Annotated in this window: 24 protein-coding genes; 12 read left to right on the top strand and 12 right to left on the bottom strand. The window is 32.6% G+C overall.

From position 1 onward, the window contains the following. The first annotated feature begins 162 nt into the window (after nt 1-162). From lon to folE2, 9 genes are all read left to right on the top strand, one after another. The gene (gene lon / locus RBR53_08355) at nt 163-2,580 is read left to right on the top strand and encodes an endopeptidase La (protein MDY0132667.1); all 2,418 of its coding nucleotides are present in this window, start codon (nt 163-165) and stop codon (nt 2,578-2,580) included. 1 nt (nt 2,581) lies between these two features. Continuing rightward, nucleotides 2,582-3,268: a tRNA (adenosine(37)-N6)-threonylcarbamoyltransferase complex dimerization subunit type 1 TsaB gene (tsaB, locus tag RBR53_08350; GenBank protein ID MDY0132666.1), complete on the top strand. Its 687-nt coding sequence runs from the start codon at nt 2,582-2,584 to the stop codon at nt 3,266-3,268. A 48-nt stretch (nt 3,269-3,316) separates the two neighbouring features. After that, complete coding sequence (locus RBR53_08345) at nt 3,317-3,976, top strand: phosphatidylserine decarboxylase family protein (protein MDY0132665.1); 660 nt, start codon at nt 3,317-3,319, stop codon at nt 3,974-3,976. Nucleotides 3,977-3,988: 12 nt separating this feature from the next. After that, nucleotides 3,989-4,711 carry a CDP-diacylglycerol--serine O-phosphatidyltransferase gene (gene pssA / locus RBR53_08340; protein ID MDY0132664.1) on the top strand — a complete coding sequence of 241 codons (723 nt, stop codon included), beginning with the start codon at nt 3,989-3,991 and terminating at the stop codon, nt 4,709-4,711. A 231-nt stretch (nt 4,712-4,942) separates the two neighbouring features. After that, nucleotides 4,943-5,965 carry an aspartate-semialdehyde dehydrogenase gene (locus RBR53_08335; GenBank protein ID MDY0132663.1) on the top strand — a complete coding sequence of 341 codons (1,023 nt, stop codon included), beginning with the start codon at nt 4,943-4,945 and terminating at the stop codon, nt 5,963-5,965. 77 nt (nt 5,966-6,042) lie between these two features. Continuing rightward, the gene (gene greA / locus RBR53_08330) at nt 6,043-6,510 is read left to right on the top strand and encodes a transcription elongation factor GreA (protein MDY0132662.1); all 468 of its coding nucleotides are present in this window, start codon (nt 6,043-6,045) and stop codon (nt 6,508-6,510) included. Nucleotides 6,511-6,650: 140 nt separating this feature from the next. Then, the gene (rpoZ, locus tag RBR53_08325) at nt 6,651-6,854 is read left to right on the top strand and encodes a DNA-directed RNA polymerase subunit omega (protein ID MDY0132661.1); all 204 of its coding nucleotides are present in this window, start codon (nt 6,651-6,653) and stop codon (nt 6,852-6,854) included. Then, entirely contained in the window at nt 6,838-7,593 is a 756-nt protein-coding gene (locus RBR53_08320) for an ATP-binding protein (protein ID MDY0132660.1), read from the top strand. The genes rpoZ and RBR53_08320 overlap by 17 nt, the downstream gene beginning before the upstream one ends. A gap of 9 nt (nt 7,594-7,602) precedes the next feature. Then, the gene (gene folE2, locus RBR53_08315; GenBank protein MDY0132659.1) at nt 7,603-8,400 is read left to right on the top strand and encodes a GTP cyclohydrolase FolE2; all 798 of its coding nucleotides are present in this window, start codon (nt 7,603-7,605) and stop codon (nt 8,398-8,400) included. A gap of 113 nt (nt 8,401-8,513) precedes the next feature. On the opposite strand, the gene mgtE is transcribed toward folE2, so the two are convergent. From mgtE to RBR53_08255, 12 genes are all read right to left on the bottom strand, one after another. Then, nucleotides 8,514-9,881 carry a magnesium transporter gene (gene mgtE / locus RBR53_08310; GenBank protein MDY0132658.1) on the bottom strand — a complete coding sequence of 456 codons (1,368 nt, stop codon included), beginning with the start codon at nt 9,879-9,881 and terminating at the stop codon, nt 8,514-8,516. A gap of 148 nt (nt 9,882-10,029) precedes the next feature. Continuing rightward, a complete protein-coding gene (locus RBR53_08305; GenBank protein MDY0132657.1) occupies nt 10,030-10,602 on the bottom strand; it encodes a hypothetical protein in 573 nt (190 codons plus the stop codon). Nucleotides 10,603-10,605: 3 nt separating this feature from the next. Then, nucleotides 10,606-11,772, bottom strand: coding sequence for a D-alanyl-D-alanine carboxypeptidase (locus RBR53_08300; GenBank protein ID MDY0132656.1), 1,167 nt, complete (start codon nt 11,770-11,772; stop codon nt 10,606-10,608). After that, nucleotides 11,765-12,208, bottom strand: a complete 444-nt coding sequence (gene dtd, locus RBR53_08295; GenBank protein ID MDY0132655.1) for a D-aminoacyl-tRNA deacylase — start codon at nt 12,206-12,208, stop codon at nt 11,765-11,767. Before dtd ends, RBR53_08300 begins: the two co-directional genes overlap by 8 nt. A gap of 9 nt (nt 12,209-12,217) precedes the next feature. Beyond that, nucleotides 12,218-12,715 (bottom strand): hypothetical protein, encoded by a 498-nt coding sequence (locus tag RBR53_08290; GenBank protein MDY0132654.1) that lies wholly within the window; start codon nt 12,713-12,715, stop codon nt 12,218-12,220. A gap of 4 nt (nt 12,716-12,719) precedes the next feature. Then, complete coding sequence (locus RBR53_08285) at nt 12,720-13,436, bottom strand: DNA alkylation repair protein (protein MDY0132653.1); 717 nt, start codon at nt 13,434-13,436, stop codon at nt 12,720-12,722. Between the two features lie 3 nt (nt 13,437-13,439). After that, a complete protein-coding gene (locus RBR53_08280; protein MDY0132652.1) occupies nt 13,440-15,746 on the bottom strand; it encodes a DUF4388 domain-containing protein in 2,307 nt (768 codons plus the stop codon). Nucleotides 15,747-15,861: 115 nt separating this feature from the next. Next, a complete protein-coding gene (gene parC, locus RBR53_08275) occupies nt 15,862-18,090 on the bottom strand; it encodes a DNA topoisomerase IV subunit A (GenBank protein MDY0132651.1) in 2,229 nt (742 codons plus the stop codon). 11 nt (nt 18,091-18,101) lie between these two features. Next, the gene (parE, locus tag RBR53_08270; GenBank protein MDY0132650.1) at nt 18,102-20,015 is read right to left on the bottom strand and encodes a DNA topoisomerase IV subunit B; all 1,914 of its coding nucleotides are present in this window, start codon (nt 20,013-20,015) and stop codon (nt 18,102-18,104) included. Between the two features lie 123 nt (nt 20,016-20,138). Next, a complete protein-coding gene (gene mnmD, locus RBR53_08265) occupies nt 20,139-20,855 on the bottom strand; it encodes a tRNA (5-methylaminomethyl-2-thiouridine)(34)-methyltransferase MnmD (protein MDY0132649.1) in 717 nt (238 codons plus the stop codon). 2 nt (nt 20,856-20,857) lie between these two features. Continuing rightward, nucleotides 20,858-22,234 (bottom strand): PFL family protein, encoded by a 1,377-nt coding sequence (locus tag RBR53_08260; protein MDY0132648.1) that lies wholly within the window; start codon nt 22,232-22,234, stop codon nt 20,858-20,860. A 13-nt stretch (nt 22,235-22,247) separates the two neighbouring features. Then, nucleotides 22,248-22,796 (bottom strand): ACT domain-containing protein, encoded by a 549-nt coding sequence (locus RBR53_08255; GenBank protein ID MDY0132647.1) that lies wholly within the window; start codon nt 22,794-22,796, stop codon nt 22,248-22,250. Nucleotides 22,797-23,050: 254 nt separating this feature from the next. Between RBR53_08255 and RBR53_08250 the strand changes: the two genes are divergently transcribed. The 3 genes from RBR53_08250 (at nt 23,051) to rlmD (ending at nt 26,793) form a co-directional block, all read left to right on the top strand. Further along, nucleotides 23,051-23,806 (top strand): hypothetical protein, encoded by a 756-nt coding sequence (locus RBR53_08250; protein ID MDY0132646.1) that lies wholly within the window; start codon nt 23,051-23,053, stop codon nt 23,804-23,806. Beyond that, nucleotides 23,803-25,110: a CBS domain-containing protein gene (locus RBR53_08245; protein ID MDY0132645.1), complete on the top strand. Its 1,308-nt coding sequence runs from the start codon at nt 23,803-23,805 to the stop codon at nt 25,108-25,110. The genes RBR53_08250 and RBR53_08245 overlap by 4 nt, the downstream gene beginning before the upstream one ends. Before the next feature lie 288 nt (nt 25,111-25,398). Further along, nucleotides 25,399-26,793: a 23S rRNA (uracil(1939)-C(5))-methyltransferase RlmD gene (rlmD, locus tag RBR53_08240; protein ID MDY0132644.1), complete on the top strand. Its 1,395-nt coding sequence runs from the start codon at nt 25,399-25,401 to the stop codon at nt 26,791-26,793. The last annotated feature ends 3 nt before the right edge of the window (nt 26,794-26,796 follow it).

Raw genomic sequence — 26,796 nt, 5'->3', positions numbered from 1 at the left:
TGTGGTATTGTCAACTCAAAAAGTTGTATTATATTACAAAGATTGCCCTGCAAAGGGAAGTTAAAATTTTTAATTTGCGATTGACCGAAAACCATAATCTTGAATCAGTTCAATAATGGACACAAAGAAAGTTTTCGCTCATTAAATAATCCAGGAGAAAGAATGGCTGAAACAGATAAAGATGATCTTATAAACATACTTGAGGAAGAATTTAACAGGGAAGATATCCCGGAAAACATGCCCATGATGCCTGTTAGAGATGTTGTGATTTTTACAGACATGCTTCTTCCTCTTTTTGTGGGAAGAGAAAAGTCGACAAAGGCAATTGAAGCTTCTGTCAGAGTAAATAATTATGTATTTCTTGCTACTCAAAAAGATCCAATATCTGAAGAACCTGATAAAAAAGAAATCTACTCAGTTGGCACAATAGCCAAGGTGTTGAGAATACTCAAGCTTCCAGATGGAAAGGTCAAGGCTCTTGTTCAGGGAGTTAGTAAAGGTGAGATCAAGGAATATTTAAGTGAAACTCCATATTTTGATGTTAAGGTTGAGCTTATTGAAGATCTTGAAATTAAAGACTTTGATATGGAAATCGAAGCTCTTGTCAGAAATATCAAGGAACAAAGTGAAAAAATACTTGGTCTTAGAGGAGAACTTACAAGTGATATAAAAGCAGTTTTTGACTCAATTGAAGAGCCTTCTAAACTTGCGGATCTTGTTGCTTCAAATCTTCAGCTCAAAATAGATGAAGCTCAGTCTTTGCTTGAAGAAAGGGATATAAAAGCAAAACTTAAAAAAGTAAATGACTACCTGATGAAGGAAGTTGAGCTTTCTGTTGTTCAGGCAAAAATTCAGTCAGATGTCCGTGATGAAATTTCAAAGAACCAGAAAGATTATTATTTAAGGGAACAAATGAGGGCAATCCATAAAGAGCTTGGAGAGTCTGATGATAAGGTCGAAGAGGTTGAGGATTATAACAAGAAAATAAAAAAAGCAAAAATGCCTGCAAAAGTTCAAAAAGAAGCTAAAAAACAGCTTAAAAGATTTGAGCAGATGCATTCAGATTCTTCTGAAGCAGGCGTGATAAGAACCTATCTTGATTGGCTTGTAGAGCTTCCTTGGTCAAAAACTTCCAAAGGCTTGGTTGATATGAAAAAAGCCGCAGAAGAGCTTGATAAGCGTCATTATGGTCTTGAAAAAATAAAAGAAAGAATTTTGGAATACTTAAGTGTAAAAAAGCTTAATCCCAATTCCAAGTCTCCTATCTTATGTTTTGCTGGTCCTCCTGGAGTTGGTAAGACTTCTCTTGGGCAGGCGATTGCAAGGGCAACAAATAGAAAGTTTCACAGGGTTTCCCTTGGTGGAATAAGAGATGAGGCTGAGATAAGAGGTCATAGAAGGACTTATATAGGAGCAATGCCTGGAAGAATTATTCAGGGAATTAAAGATTGTGGCTCAAAAAATCCAATATTTATGCTTGATGAAATAGATAAACTTGGTTCAGATTTCAGGGGAGATCCTTCTTCAGCTCTTCTTGAAGCCCTTGATCCTGAACAAAACTTTGAATTCAGTGATCATTATTTAAATCTTCCCTTTGATCTTTCAAAGGTAATGTTCATCTTGACTGCAAATATGACAGATACCATTCCCTCTGCTTTGCTTGACAGGATGGAAGTTATTGAGCTTTCAGGCTATACTCCTGAAGAAAAAGAAGAAATAGCAAAAAACTATCTTATCCCAAGGCAGAAAAAAGACTGTGGGATCAAAGAAGATCAGCTTCTTATAAGTGATAACGCCTTAAAGAAAATAATAACTGAGTATACAGCAGAGTCAGGGGTGAGAAATCTTGAAAGAGAAATTAGTGCGATTACAAGAAAATCTGCAAGGCTGATAGTGGAAGAAAAGAAAACCTCTATAAGGGTAACAACTTCAAATCTTGTGAACTTTCTTGGGATTTCAAAGTTTCAGCCTGAAATGGATAAGGAGGAAAGTCAGGTGGGGCTTTCAACAGGACTTGCCTGGACTGAAGTTGGTGGTGAAGTTTTGTATATTGAAGCTTCAATTCTTCCTGGAAAAGGAGAGGTTCAAATTACCGGACAAATTGGTGATGTGATGCAGGAATCAGCAAGAGCAGCCTTGAGCTATGCCAAGTCAAAGCTTGAATATCTAAGTGCAGATGAAGAGTTTTTTGAAAATAGGGATATTCATATTCATGTTCCGGCAGGTGCAATTCCAAAAGACGGCCCTTCGGCTGGAATATCAATGGCAACGGCTCTGATTTCTGCAATGATTGATAAGCCGGTTAAAAATGATGTTGCAATGACAGGAGAAATTACCTTAAGAGGAAGAGTTCTTCCAATTGGAGGACTTAAAGAAAAAGCCCTTGGAGCTTTAAGGGGGGGAATAAAAACAATAATATTTCCTGATAAAAATAAAAAGGAACTTTCTGAATTACCTAAAAATGTAAAAAGAAAAATTAAGTTTGTTCCTGTTTCAAATATTGAGCAGGTCCTTGAAGTTGCAATTGGTGAGGGTATCTTAAAACGAAAAATAAAAAAAAACAAAACCGGTAAAAAATAAAATGCTTGTATTTTCAGCAGACACAGCAGCAGAATATTTAAATTTGGCTCTTTTTGAAGACGATAGGGTTTTGTCTGAAATATCTTTTAAAAACAGGGGGACACACTCAAGGAATATAATTTCAAATATCAATTATTGCTATAAGCTTGCTAAAAAAGAGTTGGCTGAAACAGATCTGTTTGCAGTATGCAAAGGGCCTGGTAATTTTACAGGGGTGAGAATAGGAGTAAGCACTTTAAAAGGGATTTCATTTTCCCTTAAAAAACCTCTTATTGGAGTTTCTTCCCTTGATGCATCAGCTTATTTGTTCAGATATAGTGATAAAAAAGTCTTAAGCGTTATAGATGCTAGAAGAAAAGAGGTTTATTACTCTTTTTATAGATTTGAAAATGGAAAGCTTTGTGAAAAAACTCCTGAATCTGTTGGAAAGCCGGAGCTGATAAAAGATGATGGCTGTGGTGAAATTATTCTTACAGGTAATGGGGCATTGATGTATAAAGATTTTTTTGATCTTTCATTTAAAAAAGTATATTGTCCTCCAGCCTGGATGAGAGAAGCAAAGTCTGGAGTAATCTGTGAAATTGCAAAAGAAAAATTTGAAAAAAATTTCTCAGATGACAAGTTTGGAGTGCTTCCTAATTATATAAGAAGATCCAATGCTGAAGAAAGCTTTGAACAAAAATCTTGATTTAAAGATGAACTTTTGATTTGATACTTATAACAAACGGATTAAATTATGATTTCTATTAAAAAAATTGAAAAATTAACTAAAATAACCAGATATGGTTATCCTTTTATTGGTTTTTTCTTTCTTGTGTTTTTTATTTTTTTTCTTGCAGGGATTTCTTTTATTTCTCTTCCCATGTTTTTCTTAACTGTTTTTTCCCTATGGTTTTTCAGGGATCCAGAAAGACAGATTCCCCAAGAAGAAGACCTGTTGATTTCTCCGGCTGACGGAAAAGTTATAGGTATAGAAAATTTGGAAGCCAACAATTATGATGGCAAACCATGTATAAAAGTAAGTATTTTCATGTCTGTATTCAATGTGCATGTAAATAGGATTCCTTTTTCCGGAAAGATTGCAAAGATTAAATACTTTCCTGGTAAGTTTTTTAATGCTGCTCTTGATAAAGCATCTTTAGATAACGAAAGAAATGCAATTCTTATAGAAACAGACAAGGGTTTTAGTTTCTGGACAGTTCAGATAGCAGGTCTTATAGCTAGAAGAATTGTCTGCCCTTTGGAAGAAGGAGAACAGGTTTTAAAAGGAAACAGATATGGAATGATAAGGTTTGGCTCTAGGCTTGAACTTTATCTTCCCTTAACCAGCGAGATTCTTGTAAAAAAAGGTGAGATGGTTAAAGCAGGTTCCTCAGTAGTCTGCAGAATAAAATAAGGACGGTGACTTATGCAAAAAAGAAAAATTTACATTCTCCCCAATATTTTTACAGCAATGAATGCCTTATGTGGCTTTTATTCTATTATATCATCAATTAATGGTAATTTTATGGCCGCTGCTATAGCAGTTATTGTTGCAATGTTTTTTGACATAATGGATGGACGGGTTGCAAGAATGACAAATTCTGAAAGTAGATTTGGAATGGAATTTGATTCACTTTCAGATCTTATTTCATTTGGGGTTGCCCCTGCAATTTTTTTATATATGTGGATACTCCCTCAACAGGGAAGGGTGGGTTGGCTTACCGCTTTTGTTTTCATGATCTGCGGGGCTTTAAGACTTGCAAGATTTAATGTAAGTGACCAGTCTGATTCCAGGTTTTTTACAGGGCTTCCAATTCCAGCTGCGGCATTTATTTGTGTAACCTGGTTTCTTTTTTGTAATAAAATAGAGTTTGTTGGCAGGTTGTTGGAAGTATTATCAATAATTTTAACTTATCTTGTTGCTTTTCTTATGGTAAGCAATGTTAAATATCCTTGTCTTAAAAAAATGGATAAGGATCAAAAAATTCCTTTTAATATTTTGGTTGCTGTTATCCTTGCTATCGTGCTTATTGCATCTGAGCCTCAGATAATGCTCTTTATTACTGCTTTTATATATCTTTTGTCAGGGTTTTTTATTTTTATTAAATTAGCTCATTCAAAAAACAGAGCTTCTGTTAAATCGGAATAGATTAATAAAAATTGTTATAAATAGTTTGATATCGCTTTAATTTTTTAAAGCGATATTTTTTATTAAACACATAGGCTTAATTAGCTGTTGTTTGAAATTATAAAACTTTGTTCAGTTTAATTAAAAACTTTAATATCCAGAAAATATAAATTGTTTCAGAGATTAAATTTTGACCAGCTGAGCGTTTGATGTTTTTATAAATTTTAACTTTGAGTTTCAAAGGGATAAAAAATGACACGTAAAAAATTCAATGTGGCAATTGCTGGTGCGACAGGTGCTGTAGGTAATGTAATGATCAAATGCCTTGAAGAAAGAAATTTCCCTGTGGCAAATCTTAAGCTTCTTGCTTCAAAAAGATCTGCAGGCAAAAAGCTTGGTTTTAAAGGAAATGAAGTTGTAGTTGAAGAAATGACAAAAGACTCTTTTAAAGACGTTGACATAGCTCTTTTTTCAGCAGGAGGAGGAATCAGCCTTGAATTTGCTCCAATAGCAGCTCAGGCTGGAGCAGTTGTGGTGGATAACTCAAGTGCCTGGAGAATGGATCCTGAGGTTCCTCTTGTTGTGCCCGAGGCAAACCCTCAGGCTGTGGCTGGATATAAAGCCAAAGGCATTATTGCAAATCCAAACTGCTCAACTATTCAGATGGTTGTGGCTTTAGCTCCTATTTACAAGGAGTTTGGAATAAAAAGAATTGTTGTTTCTACATATCAGGCAGTTTCTGGAAGCGGGAAAAAAGCAATAGATGAACTTTTAGATGAAACAAGGGCTAAATTAGACTCCCTTGATTATAAAAGAAAAGTTTACCCCCATGATATTGCATTTAATTGTATACCTCATATAGATGATTTTTTAGAGAGTGGGTATACAAAAGAAGAGATGAAAATGGTTAATGAAACCAGAAAAATATTTGGTGATAATAAAATTGGAGTTACTGCGACCACAGTAAGAGTTCCTGTGTTTTACGGGCATTCTGAATCTGTGAATTTGGAAACCATAACACATGCAGATATTTCAAAGGTAAAAAAACTTCTTGAAAGTTCAAAAGGCATAAAAGTTCTTGATAATCCAAAGGAAAATGTTTATCCTCTCGCCTTGGATGCGGCTGGTAAGGATTTTGTTTTTGTTGGGAGGTTAAGGCAGGATGAATCCATTGAAAATGGGTTAAATATGTGGATAGTTGCTGATAATATAAGAAAAGGTGCTGCAACAAACACAGTTCAGATTGCTGAATTACTGGCAGAGTCTTATTTGTAATCACTATTAAAGATTGTTTTTGTTAAAGAGACCGTTGAAAACATGGTCTCTTTTTATTTTATCAAGGAGGGTAAAACGTGGAAAGAATTCCGATCACTAAAGAGGGTTTCGAGGTTTTAAAGAACGAGCTGCAAAGTCTTAAAACTGTTGAAAGACCTAAAAACATTGAAGCTATTGAAACTGCAAGAGCTCATGGTGATCTTTCGGAAAATGCGGAATATGATGCAGCAAAGGAAAGACAATCCTTTATTCAGGGCAGGATAAATGAACTTGAATATAAACTTGCAAATGCAGATGTTATTGATCCGTCCAAACTTTCTAAAGATAAAGTTGTTTTTGGAGCAATAATTCTTCTTGAAAATATTGACACAGGCGAAGAAGTCAAATATCAGCTTGTAGGGCCCGATGAATCCGATATAGATAAAGGTAAAATTTCAGTTACCTCTCCTCTTGGTAAAGGGATTTTAGGAAAAGTTCCAGGGGATGAAGTGACTTTTCAGGCTCCTGGTGGTAAAAGAATATACGAAATAGTTGAAATACTCTAAAATCAATAACTACCGGAATTATAGTTTTATTTAAACTCAAGTGGAAAATTTAAATTTGGAAATAATTTTGGATTTAAATTTAAAATCTGATTAAATAAAATTTTAGTTTTGAAACTGAATAAAAAACAATGGGAGTAAAAATGGCAAGAATTACAGTTGAAGACTGTTTGGTAAAGGTAAAAAACCGCTTTGAACTTGTTCATTTGGCTGCTGCAAGGGTCAGGCAGTTAAGAGAAGGCTCTGAGTATCTTGTTCAAAGAGCTAAGAATGAGGATGTTGTTATGGCTTTACGTGAGATAGCTGCAGGTAAAGTCGTCAGGGACTCTGATGGCGGTTCTGAATAAAAAATATTTTTTAGACAGAAATAAAAAATATTTTCGTTTGAACAAGCTTATTGGTAAAGCCTGTATCAAATTTAATCTTTTAAATGACAAAGATAAAGTTCTTCTTGCTGTTTCAGGGGGCAAAGACTCAATGACTCTTTTAGCCTGCTTGAACGACAGAAAAGACTGGATCCCTGTTGATTTTGAAATAGTTCCTGTACATATTGATCCAGGTTTTGATGATGGATCTGCTGAGGAAGTTAAAAATTTTTTAAATGAAAATGATATCAGTATTCATCTTGAATATACAGATTTTGGTGTAATGGCCCATGGGCTTGATAATATAAATAAAAGTCCTTGTTTTTTGTGTTCATGGAATAGAAGAAAAAGGCTTTTTGAGCTTGCCGCTGAATTTGGATGCAATAAAATTGCATTTGGCCATACAAAAGACGATCTTATAGCCACTCTTTTTTTAAATATGTGCTACAAAGGAAGTCTTGGAACTATGGTTCCAAACCAGGAGATGTTCAAGGGGAAGTTTAGGGTTATAAGACCTCTTTGTCTTGTCGATGAAAATCTTGTTTCAAGTTTTATAAAAAGTTCTGGTATCCCTGTTTTTGAAAACAAATGTCCTTCGGCAGGAGTTTCTAAAAGGGATGAAATGAAAGTTTTTTTAAAAACTCTTTATGGAAAGAATGAGCGTGTAAAGGAAAATATATTCAGGTCAATGTCTCATGTTTCACCTGATTATCTTTTATAGGGTATTGTGATGAAGGATGTGCAAAAAGAAAAAGACTATAGAAATATTCCCATAGATAAAGTGGGAATAAAAAATCTTAGATATCCTGTCACAGTTCAGGATAAAGAAAACAAATATCAGCAAACAGTTGCAAACATAAATATGTATGTGGATTTACCCCATCATACAAAGGGAACCCATATGAGCAGGTTTGTGGAAATGCTCAATATGTTCAGACAGGAATTGTCCTATGAGGCGTTTTCTGAAATACTTGGAAAGATGAAGTCTTCACTTAATGCAAAGTCTTCTCATATTGAAATAGAATTCCCTTATTTTGTTAAGAAAAATGCTCCTGTTACAGGAGTTTCCGGCTTAATGGACTATTCTTGTAAAATCACAGGTCAAAGCGATGTTAATGGCAAAATAGATATTGTTTCTCAGGTTGAGGTTCCTATATCCTCCCTTTGTCCCTGCTCAAAAGAAATCAGTGATGGGGGAGCACACAATCAAAGAGGAATTATAACTATTGGTGTTCGTTTTAAAAAATTCATCTGGATGGAAGATTTAATTAAAATTTGTGAAGATTCAAGTTCATGTGAACTTTATTCTGTTTTAAAAAGAGTCGATGAAAAAGAAGTAACAGAACGGGCATATAAAAACCCTAAGTTTGTTGAAGATATTGCAAGGGATGTAGCCTTAAAACTTTATGAAGATAAAAATATTTTGTGGTTTGAAGTAAGTGTAGAAAATTTTGAATCAATTCATAATCACAGTGCCTATGCATATATATCAAGTTCAGGCATTGATGCTCAAAGACAAAAATCCTGATAATTTTTAAAAGTTTAATGAAATTTTTGAATTTTGCCCTTTTGCTAATTTCTTTTAATTGTAAAAATTATTGAAAAAAAGATAAAAGCTTTTCAGTCTGATTAAAAAACTTTTCAGGTAAGATATGAAAGCATTGCAGTAGCAAAACTTAAAACAAGAAAAAAACCGCACATATCGGTTATTGTTGTAAGAACCGGCCCGGATGCAAGGGCTGGATCAACCTTGATAAGTTTAAAAAAAAGAGGGATTGTTCCTCCAAGTGAAACAGCAATAATAGAGTTTAAAGACATTGCCGAGGCAATTACAAGACCAAGGTATAGATTTTGTTTCCAAAGATAGGCGGCTCCTCCAAGAACAACTCCAAGAGCAGCTCCGTTAATAACACCAAGCAATACTTCCTGACGCCAGACTCTAAAGATTTCCCTGGGCTTAATAAGACCAAGATCCAGTTCTCTAAGCGATACTGCAAGAGCCTGAGTGCCTGTATTTCCACTCATATCTGAAATAATTGGAAGAAAAACTGCAAGAGCTATTACCTGGGCTAAGGTGTCTTCGTATGCAGTAATTACTCCGGCAGCAATGATATTGAAAAAAATATTAACCAAAAGCCATGAAAATCTTCTTGTGGTTCTTTTAAATAAAGGCATGGAACGTAGTTCTTCACCGCCTATGATACCATGTGTTTTAAGATAGGTTTCATCGTTTTTATCAATGAGAGCTTCATCAACATCCGATTCTTTTATGACTCCAATAAGTTTTCCTTTAGAATCAACTACAGGAGCACCTATAAAGCCTGTTTTTTCAAAAAAATCATCAAGCTCGGCAAGAGGAGTGTTGTGGTCAATTTTAACTGGGTTGTTTATCATTATATCTTTTGCGGTTTTTATTCCCGGAGATACAAGAAGATCTCTTAATCTTAAAACACCTGTAAGAATTTTGTCACTATTTACAACATACACATACTGAACATCAAAATCAGAGTATATTTTTTGATTTGTTCTTAAATCATTTATAATATCAGATACTTTTTCAGACTCATAATGCCAGAGATATTCGGTGATCATAAGACCGCCGGCAACGAACGGAGAGTATCCTGAAAGAAACTTAAGATCGTTTGCTTCTTCAGGATCCATTTCATGAATGATTGAATTTGCAGCACTATGATCAATTTCTGAAACTATATCGGCTCTTTGATTGCTTTCAATTAGGCTTACTATTGGTGCAGCATCCTTTGGGTCCATCTCTTCAAGAATTTCAGCCGCAACAGTTTCAGGAATCAATTCTATAAGGTTAGCAGCTTTTTCAAATGAAAGAGTTTTTAAAACAACTTGCTTTTCTTCTGAATCAAGTCTTGAAAAAAATCTTCCGGTTTCAAAGGATGATAGATTATCGAAAAAAAACTCTATTTCTCTAGATTTTTTTTCTTTAATAAGAGCTAAAAGTGTTTTTTCATCAAGGATTAAATCTTTATTTTGATTCATTTGGGATTCTTTTTTTATTGTTGTAAATTTTATTTTGGTAAAAATACAAAATTTGTATCTAATTTAAACTGAATATTTGGAAAGTTTAAGAATTAATTTTAAATCTGACTTTAAAGTTTAACAAAAATCAGTTTTAGTTCAGCACTAATTATTCATAAGTAAATGAAAATCCAATTGTAAATAAAAAGAAATCGTCTATTTTTTCACTTGTAATCATGTATTTTGAAGACAGGTAGATTTTGGAATTGTTTTTAAACTGAAAATAAAATCCTGCCTCAGGATAAAAACAATAAATTATATCATCAAGATATTCTTTTTTTTCATCATTTTTATAATATATTCCAGTTTTTTTTTGTTCGTCATCTTCATCATCTTCATTGGTTTCAAGCAAATAACCTGCAAAAACACCAACACCCAAAAAAGGAGTGATAAAAGAGGAATATTTTATTCTTGTGCCTAAGTTAAGTCCTGTAAAATAATTTTTGTCATTGTTTTTTTTAATTCCCAGGTGACTGAATGATGCCCTGTATTCAATAAAATCTGAAGGTGAGCCAAGCATTCCAAGTTCTATCCATGAAGAAGAGTCTGACTTTTTTCCACCTCCAACTTCAAGATAAAGTCCGTTGGGGTACTCAGGAGGATGAAACCAATTGGCTTCTTCTCCAAAAACAGAGGAAAAGCTAAAAAAAGAAAAAATTGAAATTAAAATAATATTTTTCATGGATTAGAAGTCATTTTTAATTTTGTCTTTTAAAAAAGAAAACTCATTAAAAGGATTTTTGTCAGATTCATTTAGAAAAATTGAATAAATAAAAATTTTATTTTCATTGTCAAGGTAATAGCCGCAGATGTTTTTTACTCCTGTAAGAGTTCCTGTTTTATAAAAATTTCCGTTTCCGTCTTTTTTCATCAATAAATAATAAGGTTTGAATTGGTTTAAAATTGTGACCATGTTTTTGGCTGAAATTTTATTTTCCCGGGAAATCCCGCTTCCTTCGATAATATTTGCTGTAATTTGATTTTGGTCTAAATAATTTTTATAATAATTAACTGATTTTTCAATGTCAGCTCCGTTTTTATCAGCGCCTATGCACATGAAAAGCTGGTTGGCAATAAAATTGTTGGAATAAAAGAGCATTTTTTCAATTATATCTTTTAAGGTAAAGTCTGATTTGAAATCAACTATTTCTTTTAAATCATTTTTGTCCTTACTATTTATCAGTCTTATTTTTCCATTAAAACTTATACCTTCATTTTCAAGAAAGTATTTGATCAGCTGAGCTGGATATAAAAGGTTTGCATTATTAATAGCGGATAAGGGGATTCTTCCTTTGTTAAGGCCTGTTTTTTCAATAAGAAACAATACTTCTTTTAAAAGTGGAGTTTCTTTTTCGCATGAAATAAAGATATTATCTTTTTTTTTAAAACAAACAGAATTAAAGTTTGCAGCAAGAGCATTGTTTGGAGAATCGTATGTATTTTTAGAAAATGTTTTTGTTCCTTTAAAATTGATTGATAATTGAGAAAAAAAACTTTGATCTATTATAAGATCATTAAATTCTTTTGAATGGGATTTTTTGGAAATTTTTTTGGAAAACTTTTTAATTTGCTCAGAAATAAAAAGGGGATCTCCAAATCCTTTTATATAAAGATTGTTTTTTTCATCTATATAGGCTTTTGTCGAAAATCTATAATCCAGCCCAAGTTTTTCAATGGAAATAAGGGCTGTAAGCACCTTGATTGTAGAAGCTGGAATAAGTTCTTTTTCAATGTTTTCAAAATAAAGGGCTTTGTTTTTTTCAGGATCAAATAAAACAATAGATCTTTGTGCACAATATAAATTGGCAGGAAAACAAAGGATAATTAGAATTGTTAAAATTTTTTTAATCATCAGTATCAACAATTATGGTTACAGGTCCGTTGTTTAAAAGAGAAACATTCATTGTTTCCTGGAATTTACCGGTTTGGGGCTTAATTCCTTTTCCTTTGAGTTTTTCTATAAAATAATTGTAAAGTCTTTCTGCTTTTTCAGGTTTGGCGGCTTTTACAAATGAAGGCCTTCGTCCTTTTTTTGTGTCTGCATATAGAGTAAACTGGGAGACAACAAGAATTTCTCCTTTAATGTCCAAAAGACTTAAATTCATTTTATCTTCATTATCAGAAAATATTCTTAAATTAATAATTTTATCTGCAAGATAATCAGCTTCTTTTTCGCTGTCTTCATGGGTTACTCCAAGAAAAACAAGAAGTCCTTTTTTTATTTCTCCTATTATTTTGTCTTCAACTTCAACCTTTGAATAATTTGTTCTTTGAATTATTGCTTTCATTAAACACCTTTAATAAAAAAATGATTTAAAATATTTAAACTCGGATTGAATTTTATCTTTTAAAATTATTCTGCTCCAATTATCTGGATAAGACAAGGGGGAATACATTGCTTTAAAGTATACCTTTGTTTTTGTAGAATTTTCAATTTTTTCAACTTTTATAACTTCTATATTGTTTTTAAAATATCCTTCAAAATAAGCAAAGACAGTATCATCAAGTTTGGAACCGCTTTTTTGTGAATATGATTCAATGGAAAGTTTTCCGTTTTTTAAAAGAAAGGCTTTAATTCCATTTTCCATTATTTCTTTTTTCTTTAATTTGTTTTCTATGATTATATCCCAGGAAAAATTGCTGAACTTAGTGTTTGTAAGAGATTTTCTTACAGGATTTAAATAAAGCTGGGAAGAAATTGTTTTTCCGTTTGAGGTTTTTTCTTCAAAGGATGCAAAATAAATTAAATCAGATGAAAATGCCAAAGTTTTAAATGAAATAAACACCAAAATCAATAAGTTAAAAAATACCCTTAAGAAAATCGGTCCTTTTATTTTTTTTAAATTTTTCAATGGCATACCTTAAAGTAACTCTTTTAAGATTAGAATAATTGTTTCTAAGAAACTCTATAAGTTTTCTATCGTCTTTTTTTCCTACTTCCCTTAAAATCCATCCAACAGCTTTGTTAATAAGGTCTTCTTCATCTTTTAAGAGAAGTTTGCTTATTTCAAGGGGAAAATCCAAATAATTGTGCTTAATAAAGTAAAGAGTTGAAACAATGGCAATTCTTCTGTCAAAAAGATAATTGGAAAAAGCCATTGATTTTAGAATATCTTTGTTTTTGTAGTTGATTTTTAAAAAATAATTTCCTGTTATTTTTGGAGCTGATAAATCTGTTAAATCCCAATTGTTTATATATTCGGTGTTTTTAAGGTAAATTTTATTAACAATAAATGATTTTTCTTTTTTGTTTGCTTTTTCATACAGGTTGACAAGATTAATAAGTGCAAAATATCGTTCTTCATGAAAAGGGGATTTTAAAAAAAGCCCGGTTTCTTCCAGGTTTAAAGGAAAATTTTTTTGAATTTTTCTTAACTCAGGAACTTTTACCCCAAGGAATAGATCCTTTTCACCGTAACTTCCTTTTTGAGTTTTGAAAAACCTTTTTAAATGATTTGCCATTTTTTTGTTTTCAAGGCTTCTTATTTCTTTTTGGGCTTTTTTAAAATTTGACATAAATTAAGGTCTTATGGCTTTAAAAATTCCACAATCATAGAAAATATCTTTATTAAGTTTTTCTCGTTGTTCACTTTGATTGTCTGTTATAACTGCAGAATAAGTGTTAAATCCTTTTTCAAACACATCTTTAGACCAGTACCATTTGTTTTTTTCTATGGGGAAAAAAGGTTTATTTTTAAAAAGACTTAAAAGTTCTTGTTCACTTGGAAGTCTCCAGTCTGAAAATTCATCAATATTTATTTGTTTCACTGCTTCCTGAGCATCTTTAAAGAAATAGCATTTTTTATCTGAAAAATCGTCAGAATCAATAATCAGCCAGGTTTTACCTGTAAGGTTATCTTTAAAAGAAAAGTTCCCATAGATGAAAAATCTTGAAGAGTCAGCAAGTTTTTTTCTTACAAAACTAGCTTTTGAAAAGGATTCTTTTATCATTTCATTTATGTTTTTTGTCTCAGTTATTTTTTTGTCTTGAATTGTTTTTGTTTTTTCAACTGATTTTTGAGCACTTAAATCAAGCTTTTTAAGCTGATTTAGTTTTTGTTCAGATGCTTTTTTGTATTCGGGTAAAGTATCAGAATGAATATAGGCTTTTAATCTGTTTATTCTGTTTTCAAGAGAGTAGTTTGAATTTGAAGAATAAGTCATTAAATTTTCAAATTTTTGTTTTTCATTTAAAATATAGTCAATTTCTCGTATTCTTGTGTTTGCAGCATTAACTATTTTATATTTATTATTGTTTTGTATATAATTTTTTAGGAACTCTTTTTCTTTTTCAATGGAAGCTGAGCTGTCTTTTGCATATTTTAAAAGAACTTGAGCCCATTTTTCTTCTTCAAGGGTTCTTAAAAGTCTTGAAGTTTTGTATTTATGTGGATGCATTGGGAAAAGTTTATTAAAGGTTTCAATTTTTTTCTTCACTTTTTCAAATTTTTCAAGAGAATCAACTTTTTCTACTTCAATTTCAATGGATGTTAAATAATAATTTCCTGCTTTGTTTTTAATTTGTGTTAGTTCCTCAATCTTTGTTTCGGGGTATTTTATTTTGAAGTTTTCAAGCTCAAAAATTTTTTTCTCTGTTTCAGAATCAGGTATTGCTTGAAGTTTTTCAAATTCATAGTTTTTAATTATTTCAGGAATATTATTTAAAAGTTCTTTTGTTTTTTCTGAATATTTTCCTTCAGGAAATCTTTGGAGGAAGTTTAGGTAAAATCTAGAGGCTCTTTCTTTATATTCATCATCAACTGGAGTTTGGTTTATTTTTTGGATCATCAGCTCAAAAGACTCTTTTTGAGTACGTTTTAAAATAGTGTTTAGTCTGATTTTTGCTTTTTCAGTTGGGTTTGATTTAGGGTAGGTTGAAATAAATGCTTTTAAAAGGTTTATTTTTTGATCTTCATAATCCATTTTGTCAAGGTCGGTTAGGACAGACAAATAAATTTTTTCAATTTTTTTGTTATTAATATAAATATAGCCCGTAACTGAAATGGAAATAGAAATTAAGGCAAAAAGAAAACCAATAATAATTTTTTTCCATGGGAATTTTTTTTCAATAAAATCTTCTATGGAAGGAGTTGCTTTTTTAATTTTTTTTGGTTGTTTTTTGTTTTTTAATTCGGGAAGGACAATTTGATCTGTAAACTCACTTAAAGAAGATTCATTTTCAAGTTCAATACCGATATCGTAATTATCAAGAGTGTTTTTCTGGTTTTGAGGGTCTGTTTTTTCCTGGCTTGTTTCAAGATGATCTTCAAGGTTTTTTTGGGCTGATTTGTCTTTTGAAACAGGGTCAAAGCTTTCTTGGCCAAAATTTATAGAATCAAGCTCATCAAAGCTTTCTTCTGAATCAGGAAAAGATATTTCATCTGATTCATCTAGAGTATCAGGCGAGAAATCTTCAGGCAACTCAGCCTGGAAGTCTTTACTTAAGATTTCACTTTCTTCTTCGAATTTTATTTCAAGTTCATCTATTTCTTCTTCTTGGGGAGAGATCTTTTTTTCATCTTTTAGTCTCAGTGCCTCCATCAAAATATTCATCAGGGGCATTTTTATTATTCTTTTTTTATCGGAGATGGTCTTTTTAAGCTCAATGGAGGAATTGTCCCATGAAATTATTTCATATGCTGCCTCAAGATGTTTGAGCCCTGATTTTGTTTCAGCGTCAATTATTTCACCGTTTTCAATATAAAGAGCTCCTTCTTTATTTCCTCTTGCTATAAGAAGTTTAACTGTAGGCTTTTCCATCTGAACTATCTGAAGAAAATTTGTCAGGTTTATTCCTGAAATTTTACCTTCCAGTTTATCTGTCATAGAAAACTAAGCCCTTTCATCAAAAACTAAAAACAATGGCAAAACTAAGCTATTGCTTAATTTGAAAATTAAGTATTAAAATATTTCCTTTAAATAAGCCATTAAATCTTGCTTTTTAATCATCTTTATTTACAAGTTTTTGGACTTTTCTAAAGCCTCTTGGGAGAATTTTTCCTCTATTTCCTCTTTTTCCTGCAAAGTCTTCAATCATATTGGTTGTTATATTTAAAATACGTTTACCTGAATGAATAATAAACCCATTTTCTTTATCCATTAAATGAAGAATTATCAGTCTGTCCCTGTTGTTTTCAAAATCTTTTTTTACAATTCTAATTATCTGGTTTCCTTTTCCTCTTGCAAGTTCTGGAAGTTCTTTTGCTTCAAAAATAAGAAGCCGGCCTTCAAGGGTTACAGCTGCAATCAGCTGGTTTTCTATTTCACCAATTTTAAGAGGTTTAAGCGGGATAGAATTTTTTGGAACAGTGAGGAAGTTTTTACCCTTTTTGTTTTTTGAAACAGCATTGGAAAATTCAGATATAAATCCATATCCTGAATCGCTTGCAAAAATAAATTTTGATTCTGGTTCAGCTGAGCTCATTGAAGTTATATTTATCTGATCTGGGAGATTAAGCCTTGAACTTAAAGGCTCTCCATGGCTTCTTGCACTTGGGAGATTATGGTTGTCAAGGGAATAGGCTTTTCCTTCACTGTCTATAAACACAGATTTCAATGTGTTTTTTGTAAGATTTAAAAACTTAAATTTGTCGCCGGATTTATATGAAAGTGAGGTTGGATCTATTTCATGGCCTTTTGCAGCTCTTATCCAGTTTTCTTCAGACAAAACAACAGTAATTGGCTCTGATTGGATAATTTCCCTTTTTGGAAGAGGTTTTGCTGCTTTTTTTTCTACAATCTTTGTTTTTCTTTTATCACCAAACTCTTTCCTTGCTTCTTTTATTTCTTTTTTTATAAGTTTTTTTAAAAGCTTATAATCATTTAAAATAAGTTCAATTTCATTTTTTTCTTTATTTAGCTGACTATATTCAAGAAGAATTTTTTCTTCTTCAATTTTTGCAAGCGCTCTAAGCCTTATATTTAAAATTGCTTCAGCCTGGATTTCAGATAAAAGGAATTTTTTCATTAATTCTTTTTTAGGTTTATCTTCTTTTCTTACTATTCTTATAACCTCGTCCAAATCAAGATAAGCAATTTTAAGGCCTTCAAGTATATGAAGTCTTTCATTTATTTTATCAAGTCTTGAATTAAGCCTTCTTGTTACTGTGATTTTGCGAAATTCAAGCCATTCTTCAAGAAGTTCTTTTATGCTGGTGACCTGAGGCTTATTATTGTTACCAATATAGTTAAGATTTATTCTATGTGTTTTTTCAAGATCTGTTGTTGCAAAAAGATGATCCATTAGCTGAGCTGTATTTATCTGCTTTGATTTTGGAGTTATTACAATTCTTAAAGGATCTTCATGGTCTGACTCATCTCTTAAATCACTTACCATGGGCAGTTTTTTTTCAGCCATTTGTGAGCCAATATCTTCAATAAGCTTTGAGACCGAAACATAAGGAGGAATTGAGTCTATAATTATTTCATTGTTTTCAACCCTGAATGTTCCCCTTACTTTTACTGTGCCTGTGCCTGATTTGTAAATATCAAGAATGTCTTGTTTTGGTGTTATAATCTCTCCGCCGCAGGCAAAATCAGGGCCTTTTATTATCTCCATCAAGTCTTCAATACTTGTTTGTGGAAAATCAAGAAGTTTAATGCATGCATCTGCTGATTCGCGAAGATTGTGAGAGGGAATGTCAGTTGACATGCCCACGGCAATACCTGATGAACCATTTATTATTATATTGGGAAGTCTTGAAGGCAGAACAAGGGGTTCTTTCAAAGTTCCGTCAAAGTTTGGGCCCCAGTCAACAGTTCCAAGTGAAAGTTCAGACAAAAGAATGGAGGAATATTTTGTCATTTTTGATTCAGTATATCTCATTGCTGCAAAAGATTTGGGATCATCCTGGGAGCCCCAGTTCCCCTGTCCGTCAATAAGAGGGTATCTTATTGAAAAAGCCTGGGCAAGATTAACCATTGCCTCATAGCAGGCACTGTCTCCGTGTGGATGGAATTTTCCAAGAACATCACCTACAGTTCTTGCTGATTTTTTATAGGTGGATGTATGGGAAAGCCCAAGCTCACTCATTGCATATACAATTCTTCTTTGGACAGGCTTGAGTCCGTCTGAAATTCTTGGAAGAGCTCTGTCCATGATTACATACATTGCGTATTCAAGGTAGGCTTCTTCAGCAAACTCTGTGATAAGTCTTTTTTCTTCGTTCATTAAATCTCTGTTCATATGATTTCAGTCTGATCTCCTTTTTCCGTAAGCCAGGTTTTTCTGTCTTTTGCTCTTTTTTTAGATAAAAGCATATCCATTAATTTGAATATGGTTTCATCATCTGGGAGGTTAAGCTGAACAAGCTTTCTTGTTGAAGGATCCATTGTGGTTTCTCTTAGTTGGGGAGGGTTCATTTCTCCAAGTCCTTTGAATCTTACAATGGAAATCTTTTTTTTAGAGTTTTTATGTTTTTTTAAAATAAGATCTCTTTCTGATCTGTCTATTGCATAATGGGTTTCTTTTCCAATATCTATTCTAAAAAGCGGGGGAACAGCAAGAAACAGATGCCCTTTTTTAGCAACCTGATGAAAATGTTTAATAAATAATGCAGCAATAAGGGTTGCAATATGAAGCCCGTCTGAATCTGCATCGGCAAGAATACATATTTTTCCATATCTTAATCCTGAAATATCATCTGATCCGGGTTCCACTCCTATTGCAATGGAAATATCGTTTATTTCCTTTGAATTTAACACCTGGGATGAATCAACTTCCCAGGTATTTAAGATTTTACCCCGTAAAGGAAGGATTGCCTGGTAGTTTCTGTCCCTTGCCTGTTTGGCAGACCCTCCTGCAGAATCGCCTTCCACAAGGAAAAGTTCTGAAATTCCAGTGTCTTGTGAGGTGCAGTCTGCAAGTTTGCCAGGAAGGGCAGGGCCTGTTCTATATTTTTTTCTTTCAACTTTTTTAGCTGAGTTAAGGCGTTTTTTTGCGTTGTTTATCACTGCTTCGGCAATAAAGCTTCCTGCTTCAGGATGCTGATTAAGGTAAAGGCTGAAGGAATCTTTTATTAATGAAGAAACAGTTGTTCCTGCACTTCTTGATGAAAGCCTTTCCTTTGTTTGACCTGAAAACTGGGGATCATCCATTTTAAAAGAAATAATATAGTTGCAGTCTCTCCACAGATCTTCAGCAGAAAGTCTTATCCCTTTTGGTATTATATTTCTTAAATCACAAAATTCTTTCAAGGCATGCAAAAGTCCTGTTCGGAGGCCGTTTACATGGGTTCCACCAAGGGGGGTGGGAATAAGGTTGACATAACTTTCATAAATAGTTGGAGGGCTTTCAAAAGTCCAGGCAATAACTGTTTCCATTTCAAATTCATCTTCAGCAAATTTTGAATGGAATGGAATTTCAGGTACAGCTTCTTCCTGAGTTTCCTTAAGCTCATTTTCAAAATATTCATTTATCCCTTCCGAATATTGCCAGGAAATGGATTCATTGGTTTTTTCATCTAAAAAATTCATTTTAAGTCCTGGGCATAAAATAGCCTTGGCTCTTATTGAATGTTTTAAGGAAGAAAGATTGAATGAAGGGCTGTCAAAATAAGATCCGTCTGGATAAAATTTTATTGAAGTTCCTGTTTTTTTTATGTTTTCTTCAATAACCTCAAGTTCAGAAACTTTGAATCCGTTTTCAAAGGCAATTAAGTGTTTTTTTTCATCTCTTTTGACAATGATTTCAAGCCTTTTTGAAAGGGCATTTACAACAGAAACTCCCACTCCATGAAGTCCGCCTGAATATTTGTATGTTTTTTGGGAAAATTTTGCACCGGCATGGAGTTTTGTCATTATCAATTCAACCCCTGAAATTTTTTCTTCAGGATGAATGTCCACCGGCATTCCTCTTCCATCATCAGAAACTGAAACAGAATTGTCTGAATGAAGAATTATTGAAATTTCCTTGGCATAACCTGAAACAGCCTCATCAACACTATTGTCAATAACTTCCTGAACAAGGTGATTTGGACTTGATGTGTCTGTATACATTCCAGGTCTTTTTTTTACCGGATCAAGACCTTTTAAAACCGAGATATCCTGGGCAAGATATTTTGAACCATTGTGTTTTTCCAAATCAAATATACTCACTTTAAAATCCATTGATAATTAATGTTTTTGCAAAATTGTAGTGGTTTAAATTATGAAACTTCAGACTGATGATTGTTTTAGAATAAAGTTATAAAACAAATCATTTTTAATTGTTTAGATGATTTAATCAAAGTTTTGCTTTTTAAATCCTTTGAGCATTTCTTTTTTTCTGTTAAAGCCTTTTATTCTATCAACTTTAAATCCATTTTGTTCAAGACCTCTTCTTACGAATCCGGCTGCTGAAAAAGTTGAAAAAGTGGCATTTTTAAAACTATGATTTTTCATATATCTGAAAAAACTATCACTCCACATTTCAGGGTTTTCTTTAGGGTTGAATCCATCAAGATACCAGACATCAAAAAAAATATCAGGCAAATATGATTTAATATTTTTTAAATCATCAAATATCAGCTTAAGATTAACTTTTTTTTGAAAAAATGCAAATTTAGAATAATTTTTATTAAAATCAGTTTTATTATACTTGTTTAAAAAGTTTATGGATTCAAATCTTGAGTGAATGAAAAGTTTATGAATTTTTTCCATTTGTTCAGGTGAAATTGGATATTTTTCAAATGAAGTATAATTTAATTGTGAATTTTTCGGAGCAAATTGTAAAAAAAGTTTTAAGGTTAAAAGAAAATTAAGTCCTGTTCCAAAACCTGCCTCAAATATATTTACAGTCTTTTTTTTAAAAAATTTTTGAGGGAGGTTGTTTGGTTCTGCAAAAACATGAAGTGATTCCATTTGTCCGCCGGCAGGCGAAAAGTATATATCATTGAAAACAGGTGAAAAAATATCACCTGTTTCAAGAACTTCAATATTTGCAAATTCAATTGGCATAATCAGTTTTTCAAACTGTGAATCGGAGCTGGAATTCTTCCGCCTAGTTTTACAAAATTATTTTTTCCAGTTCTGTTTTTAATGTCGATGATTGAACAATGGCCTAAAAGTCCGCCAAAATGTGCTTTGTCTCCAGGACCTTTTCCAGGAACTGGAATGATTCTTGTTGCTGTTGTTTTGTTGTTTATCATTCCAATTGCCATTTCATCAGCGATTATTCCAGCAAGAACCTCTTCTGAAGTGTCTCCTGGAATGGCAACCATATCAAGACCTACAGAACATACAGATGTCATTGCTTCAAGTTTTTCAATTGTAAGAAGTCCAAGCTCAGCAGCTTTTGCTATATTTAAATCTTCACTTACAGGAATAAAAGCTCCGCTTAAACCGCCCACATGGGAGCTTGCAAAGGCCCCTCCTTTTTTAACAGCGTCATTTAACATAGCAAGAACTGCTGTTGAACCTGGAAGTCCTATGCTTTCAAGGCCGAGGCTTTGAAAAATCTCACCCACACTGTCTCCAACAGTTGGAGTGGGAGCAAGGGAAAGATCACAAACTCCAAAGGGAATTTTAAGTTCTGAGGCTACTTCCCGTCCAATCAGCTCTCCAACCCTTGTGACCTTACAGGCTGTTGTTTTGATAAGTTCAGCAACTTTTCCAAGATCAAGTCCGTGATTGTTGATGCTAAGAGCTGATTCAATTTCATTTTTTACAACCCCAGGGCCACTTACCCCTACATTAATAACAGCATCAGGCTCGCCTACTCCAAGGTATGCACCAGCCATAAAAGGAATATCAGGAGGAATGTTTGCAAAAACGCAGATTTTTGCACAGGCAAGCCCGTCTTTATCAGCTGATTTTTCTGCTGCTTTTTTAATTATTTTTGCCATGAGATTTATTGCATCCATATTTATTCCTTCTCTTGTGGATGCAACATTTATTGAAGCACATACTCTTTCTGTTAAAGACAATGCTTCTGGAATGGATTTTATAAGAGCCATGTCAGACTTAGTCATTCCTTTTTCAACCAGAGCTGAAAATCCTCCTATAAAATCCACTCCCACTTCTCTTGCTGTTTCATCAAGAATTTTTGCAATTTCAACCATTCCGTCTTCTTTGAAAGGTGCTCCTGCAATTGCAATAGGACTGATGGATATTCTTTTATTTACAACTTCAATTCCGTACTTTTCACCTATTTGATTACATATTAAGACAAGATCTTTTGCATAAAAATTTATTTTTTCTCTAATATTTGATTTAAATTTTTCCAGGTCATGGCTTACACAGTCAAACAGGCTTATGCCCAAAGTAACAGTTCTCACATCAAGATTGGCATTGTTAAGCATGTCCAGAGCCGAATATATTTCAAGATCGTTTAACATTTTTTTACTCCGATTAAATTTTTGTAATTTTATCAAAAATATTTTTGTGCTGAATATTTATTTCAAGAGAAAACTTTTCACCAAGTTTATTTAGATCCTTTGAAAGTGTTTTTAAGTTTTCAGACTCTGGAATATTAATTTCATAAATCATGGGATTGTCTTTTGGATTGTCTCCACCAAGAAAAACTGCCCTTAAGTTTGTAATATTTGAATTGTTTTTTGCAATTGTAGCAGTAACAGCAGAAACAAGCCCTTTTTTGTCGGGCCCAAAAGTTGTGATTATAAAAGGATTGGACGGTTTTTCAAAGCTTACTGATTTTGACAAAGGTTTGACTTGAATATTTATATTTTCGCCTTTCAAATCAGTTTCAAGGGTTTTTCTAAGTTTTTCCTCACTAAGATTTTCAGGCATTGAAACAATAAAAATTCCGGCAAATTCATTGCCAAGTATTGTTTGGCTTACCTGAAGCAGATTGCAGTCAGATCCAAAAAGGGAGGCTGTTATTGATGCAAGTACTCCGGGTCTGTCATTGGTAAGAGAAGTAATAATTGCTTTTTTCATTTGATTTTTACCCCGTAAATGAGCATGTTAAAAAAACTGGTTTATTTTAACCTGAAAAAAAGTTTCATATTTGTAAATAAAATTTTTATAAGGATTAAAATTTTTACATTTTAAAATATAAAACTGAATAAATTTCAGTTTTCTTTCTTATTAAGGCAAGATTGAAAATTTATAAAATTAGTTTTAGATTAGAAGTTTGTCAAGTAAATCAAAAAAATATAACGTTTTTATTTAATTAAAAATCGGGAAAAATTATGAAAATTAAAAAAATTATGAATTTAGTCTTGATTTTTGTAATTTTATGCGAATTTATTATTTTTATCACTGCTTATAATATTTCAGGTGATAAAAAAAGGCTTCAGGTTAAAAATAAATCAGGTGAGCTTTTATATGAGGTAAATGGAGAGAGGCTTCATTCCTTTGATAAATATTATTTTGAAAATAATTTTGGAAGTCTTGATAATTTTAAAATAACCCTTGTTGAAAAAAATGTTCCTTTTCCTGTAAGGGGGTGGTTTTTTGCAAGTATTGCACTTCCTGTAGGCCTTTCTCTTATTTTTATCTTTTTTTTAAAGATTTTGTCTTATTTTAATCCTGAGTTAAAATCTCAACTTAAAGAAACTGAATCAGATTTTTTTCAAAAGGACTCAAAGTTTAAAATCAGAACAAAGTTTTTTAATCTTAATATCTTTTATTCAGGTGTTTTTCTTTTGGCAGTTTCTTTTTTACTCTGGGCACTTCCCATTGTTTTTAATTCTGCAGTAGACAGGTTCCTTTATACTGTGTCCCGATACCCATTGATTTGTTTTTTGCTTTTTTCATCTATATTTATATTCTTTTTTTATTTTGTATATCTTAAATTCAAGCTTAGAAAGTTTGAAATAGAAAAAGCATATTTAATAGAGCTTAAAAAAATTGAAAATAACTTGATTGAAGCAAATGGTGATATAAGTTTACAAATAAAAGGTAATTCAACAAAATTTATAGAAAACAGCGGAGATAACAAATGAAAACAATTATCACCACCCATAAATCAGCAGATTTTGATGCATTTTCATCTGCTATAGCTGCGTCTATCCTTTATGAAGACAGCGTTATTGCTTTTCCAAATACAATGAATCCCAATGTAAAAGCGTTTTACTCAATCCATAAGGATGTATTTGACGGGATCAAGCCTTCTGAAATTGATTTCAATGAAGTAGAAGAGCTCATAATCGTTGATACAGGCTCATGGAGAAGAATTGAACCGGAATTTAAAAAGCTTTATAAAAGGGGTAATTTGAAAGTTCATATCTGGGATCATCATCAGCCCGGAGACATTTACGGAGACTTTGAAAAGCGAGAGTATGTCGGAGCCGCAATTTCTCTTTTTATCGAAGAATTTAAAAAACGGGATTTAAAAATAAGCCCAATCCAGGCAACCTTGTTTCTTCTTGGTCTTTATGAAGACACGGGAAACCTTACATTTCCGTCAACAAAACCCAAAGACGCTGCTGCTGCTGAATATCTGCTTTCAAACGGAGCTGATCTAAGTGTGCTTGCCAACTTTCTTCGTTCTGTATATGGACAAAAGCAAAAAGAAGTTCTTTTTGATATGCTCCAGGATAAAGATTCGGACATAATCAGAAAGTCAGGTAATAAAATCGGCATTCATACAAAAGATATTGAAGGTCATGTGGGAAATCTTTCAGTGGTAGTAAGTATGTATAGGCAAATTATGAATGTGGATGCAGCATTTGGAATTTTTACAGACAGGGAAAGGGATAGAACTTTTATAATAGGAAGAAGTGGTATTGAAGATATAAATATTGGTGAAATTATGAGAGGGCTTGGAGGAGGAGGTCACCCAGGTGCAGGTTCTGCTCTTCTTATAGGAGTTAATGTGGAGGAAATAAAGGAAAGGCTTCTTTATTGTCTTGACGGAAACACTGCTACTTCAGTAAAAATTGCAGATCTTATGTCATATCCGGTAACCACTGTTGACCAGACTGTATCAATGAGAAAAGTAAAGGAAGTTCTTGTTGAAAAAGGATGTACAGGACTTCCTGTTGTTGATGGAAATAAGCTTGTTGGGGTTATTTCAAGAAGAGATTTTAGGAAAGTAAAACAGCCAAAACAAATGGATGCTCCTGTAAAGGCATTTATGAGTAATAACCCCATTTCTATAGAGCCTGATAAAACTCCTATGGAAGCGGCAAAATTCATGGTTAAATTTGATATTGGAAGATTGCCCGTGGTAAAAGACGGAGAAATTCTTGGAATTGTTTCAAGAACTGATACCATGAGATATTTTTATGATCTTTTGCCTGACTAATTGTTTTTGCCTGATGACGAATAGATTTCAAATTTTGACATCCCCCCACCTAAAGGAAGGAGTTTTAGGAAAACGGGTTTGATAAAACAATTATATTTGCTTCCAATAAAAATAAAATTGAAGCTGGCAAAGCCCCTTATTCTTTAATCTTGGTGATCATAAAAATAAAATCTGACAGATATTTTAACTTTTATTGTTTTTTAATTATAAACTTAGACAGTTTGATAAAAAAACATTAGAAGTTTAGTTTTTTAGTGTCTTAAATAATGAGCTTACAGGAGAGTAAACTTGGGTAGAAAAAAGAAAGAGACCGTTTATGACTTGGAAATTGAAGATCTTGCATTCGGAGGTCGGGGAATAGGGAAAATAGAAGGAATGGTTGTATTTGTTGAAGGAGCTGTTCCCGGAGATTTGGTAAGGGCTAAGATTTTTAAAAGAAAAAAACAATTTGCCGAAGCAAGGACAATTGAAGTTTTAAGGCCTTCTTTGAAAAGAATAGAACCTAAGTGCCAATATTTTGGAACCTGCGGAGGATGCAGATGGCAGTTTTTAGATTATAAAGATCAGCTTGAATACAAAACAAACCATGTGAAAGAAGCTTTTTCTCATATTGGAAAATTTGAGAATATATTGGTTCTTGATGCTCTTGGTTCTCCTGAGATTTTTCATTATAGAAACAAAATGGAGTTTTCATTTACAAACTCAAGATGGCTTACCCCCCAAGAGCTTGAAGATAAAACCATTGAAAAAGGAAGTGGAATAGGACTTCATGTACCAGGTTTTTATTCAAAAATTGTTGATATAGAAACTTGTTTTATTCAGCCCAAAAAAGGAAATGAAATTTTAGAGGAAGTAAGAAGTTTCATGCTGAATTCAGAAAATGAGGTTTATGATGAAAGAAGCCATCAAGGTTTTTGGCGTTTTTTAATGCTCAGGCATTCGGTATTTAATAATTCTTTTATGATAAACTTTGTTACAGGGTATGAAGATATTGAAGAAATAAAAAAACTTTCCAATATTCTTACCAGTAAATTTCCTGAAATAAGCTCTGTTTTAAATAATGTTTCAGGAAAAAAAGCCTCTATCAGCCAGGGAGATTATGAGGTTTTAATCCATGGTAATGATCATATAATTGAAAAACTTGGTGATTTTGAGTTTTCAATTTCAGCAAATTCCTTTTTTCAGACCAATTCAAAAGGTGCCAAACAACTTTATGATCTTGTAAAAGATTTTGCAGATTTAAAAGGAGATGAATTTGTTTTTGATCTTTATACAGGAACAGGTTCCATTGCAATTTATCTTTCCAAATATGCAAAAAAAATTCTTGGAATAGAAATTGTTGAGTCTGCAATAAAAGATGCCAGAAAAAATTGTCAGTTCAATAATGTTTCAAATTGTGAATTTATTACAGGTGACTTAAAAGATGTTATAAAAGATCTAAATGAAACTCCAGATGTTTTAGTATGCGATCCTCCAAGAGCTGGAATGCACAAAGATGTGGTAAATAAAATAATGGAGCTTTCTCCCAAAAAAATTGTTTATGTTTCATGCAATCCTTCAACAATGGCAAGGGATTGTGCTATTTTAAAAGATAAATATGAACTTAAAAAAATTCAGCCGGTTGACATGTTTCCCCATACTTATCATATAGAGGCTGTTGCCAAGCTTGTACTCAAGGAATAAAAA

The sequence above is a fragment of the Desulforegulaceae bacterium genome (assembly GCA_034006035.1).
Classification (GTDB): Bacteria; Desulfobacterota; Desulfobacteria; order Desulfobacterales; family JACKCP01; genus JACKCP01.
Note: the sequence above shows the minus strand (reverse complement) of the source record. Positions and strands in the feature narration are given on the sequence as shown.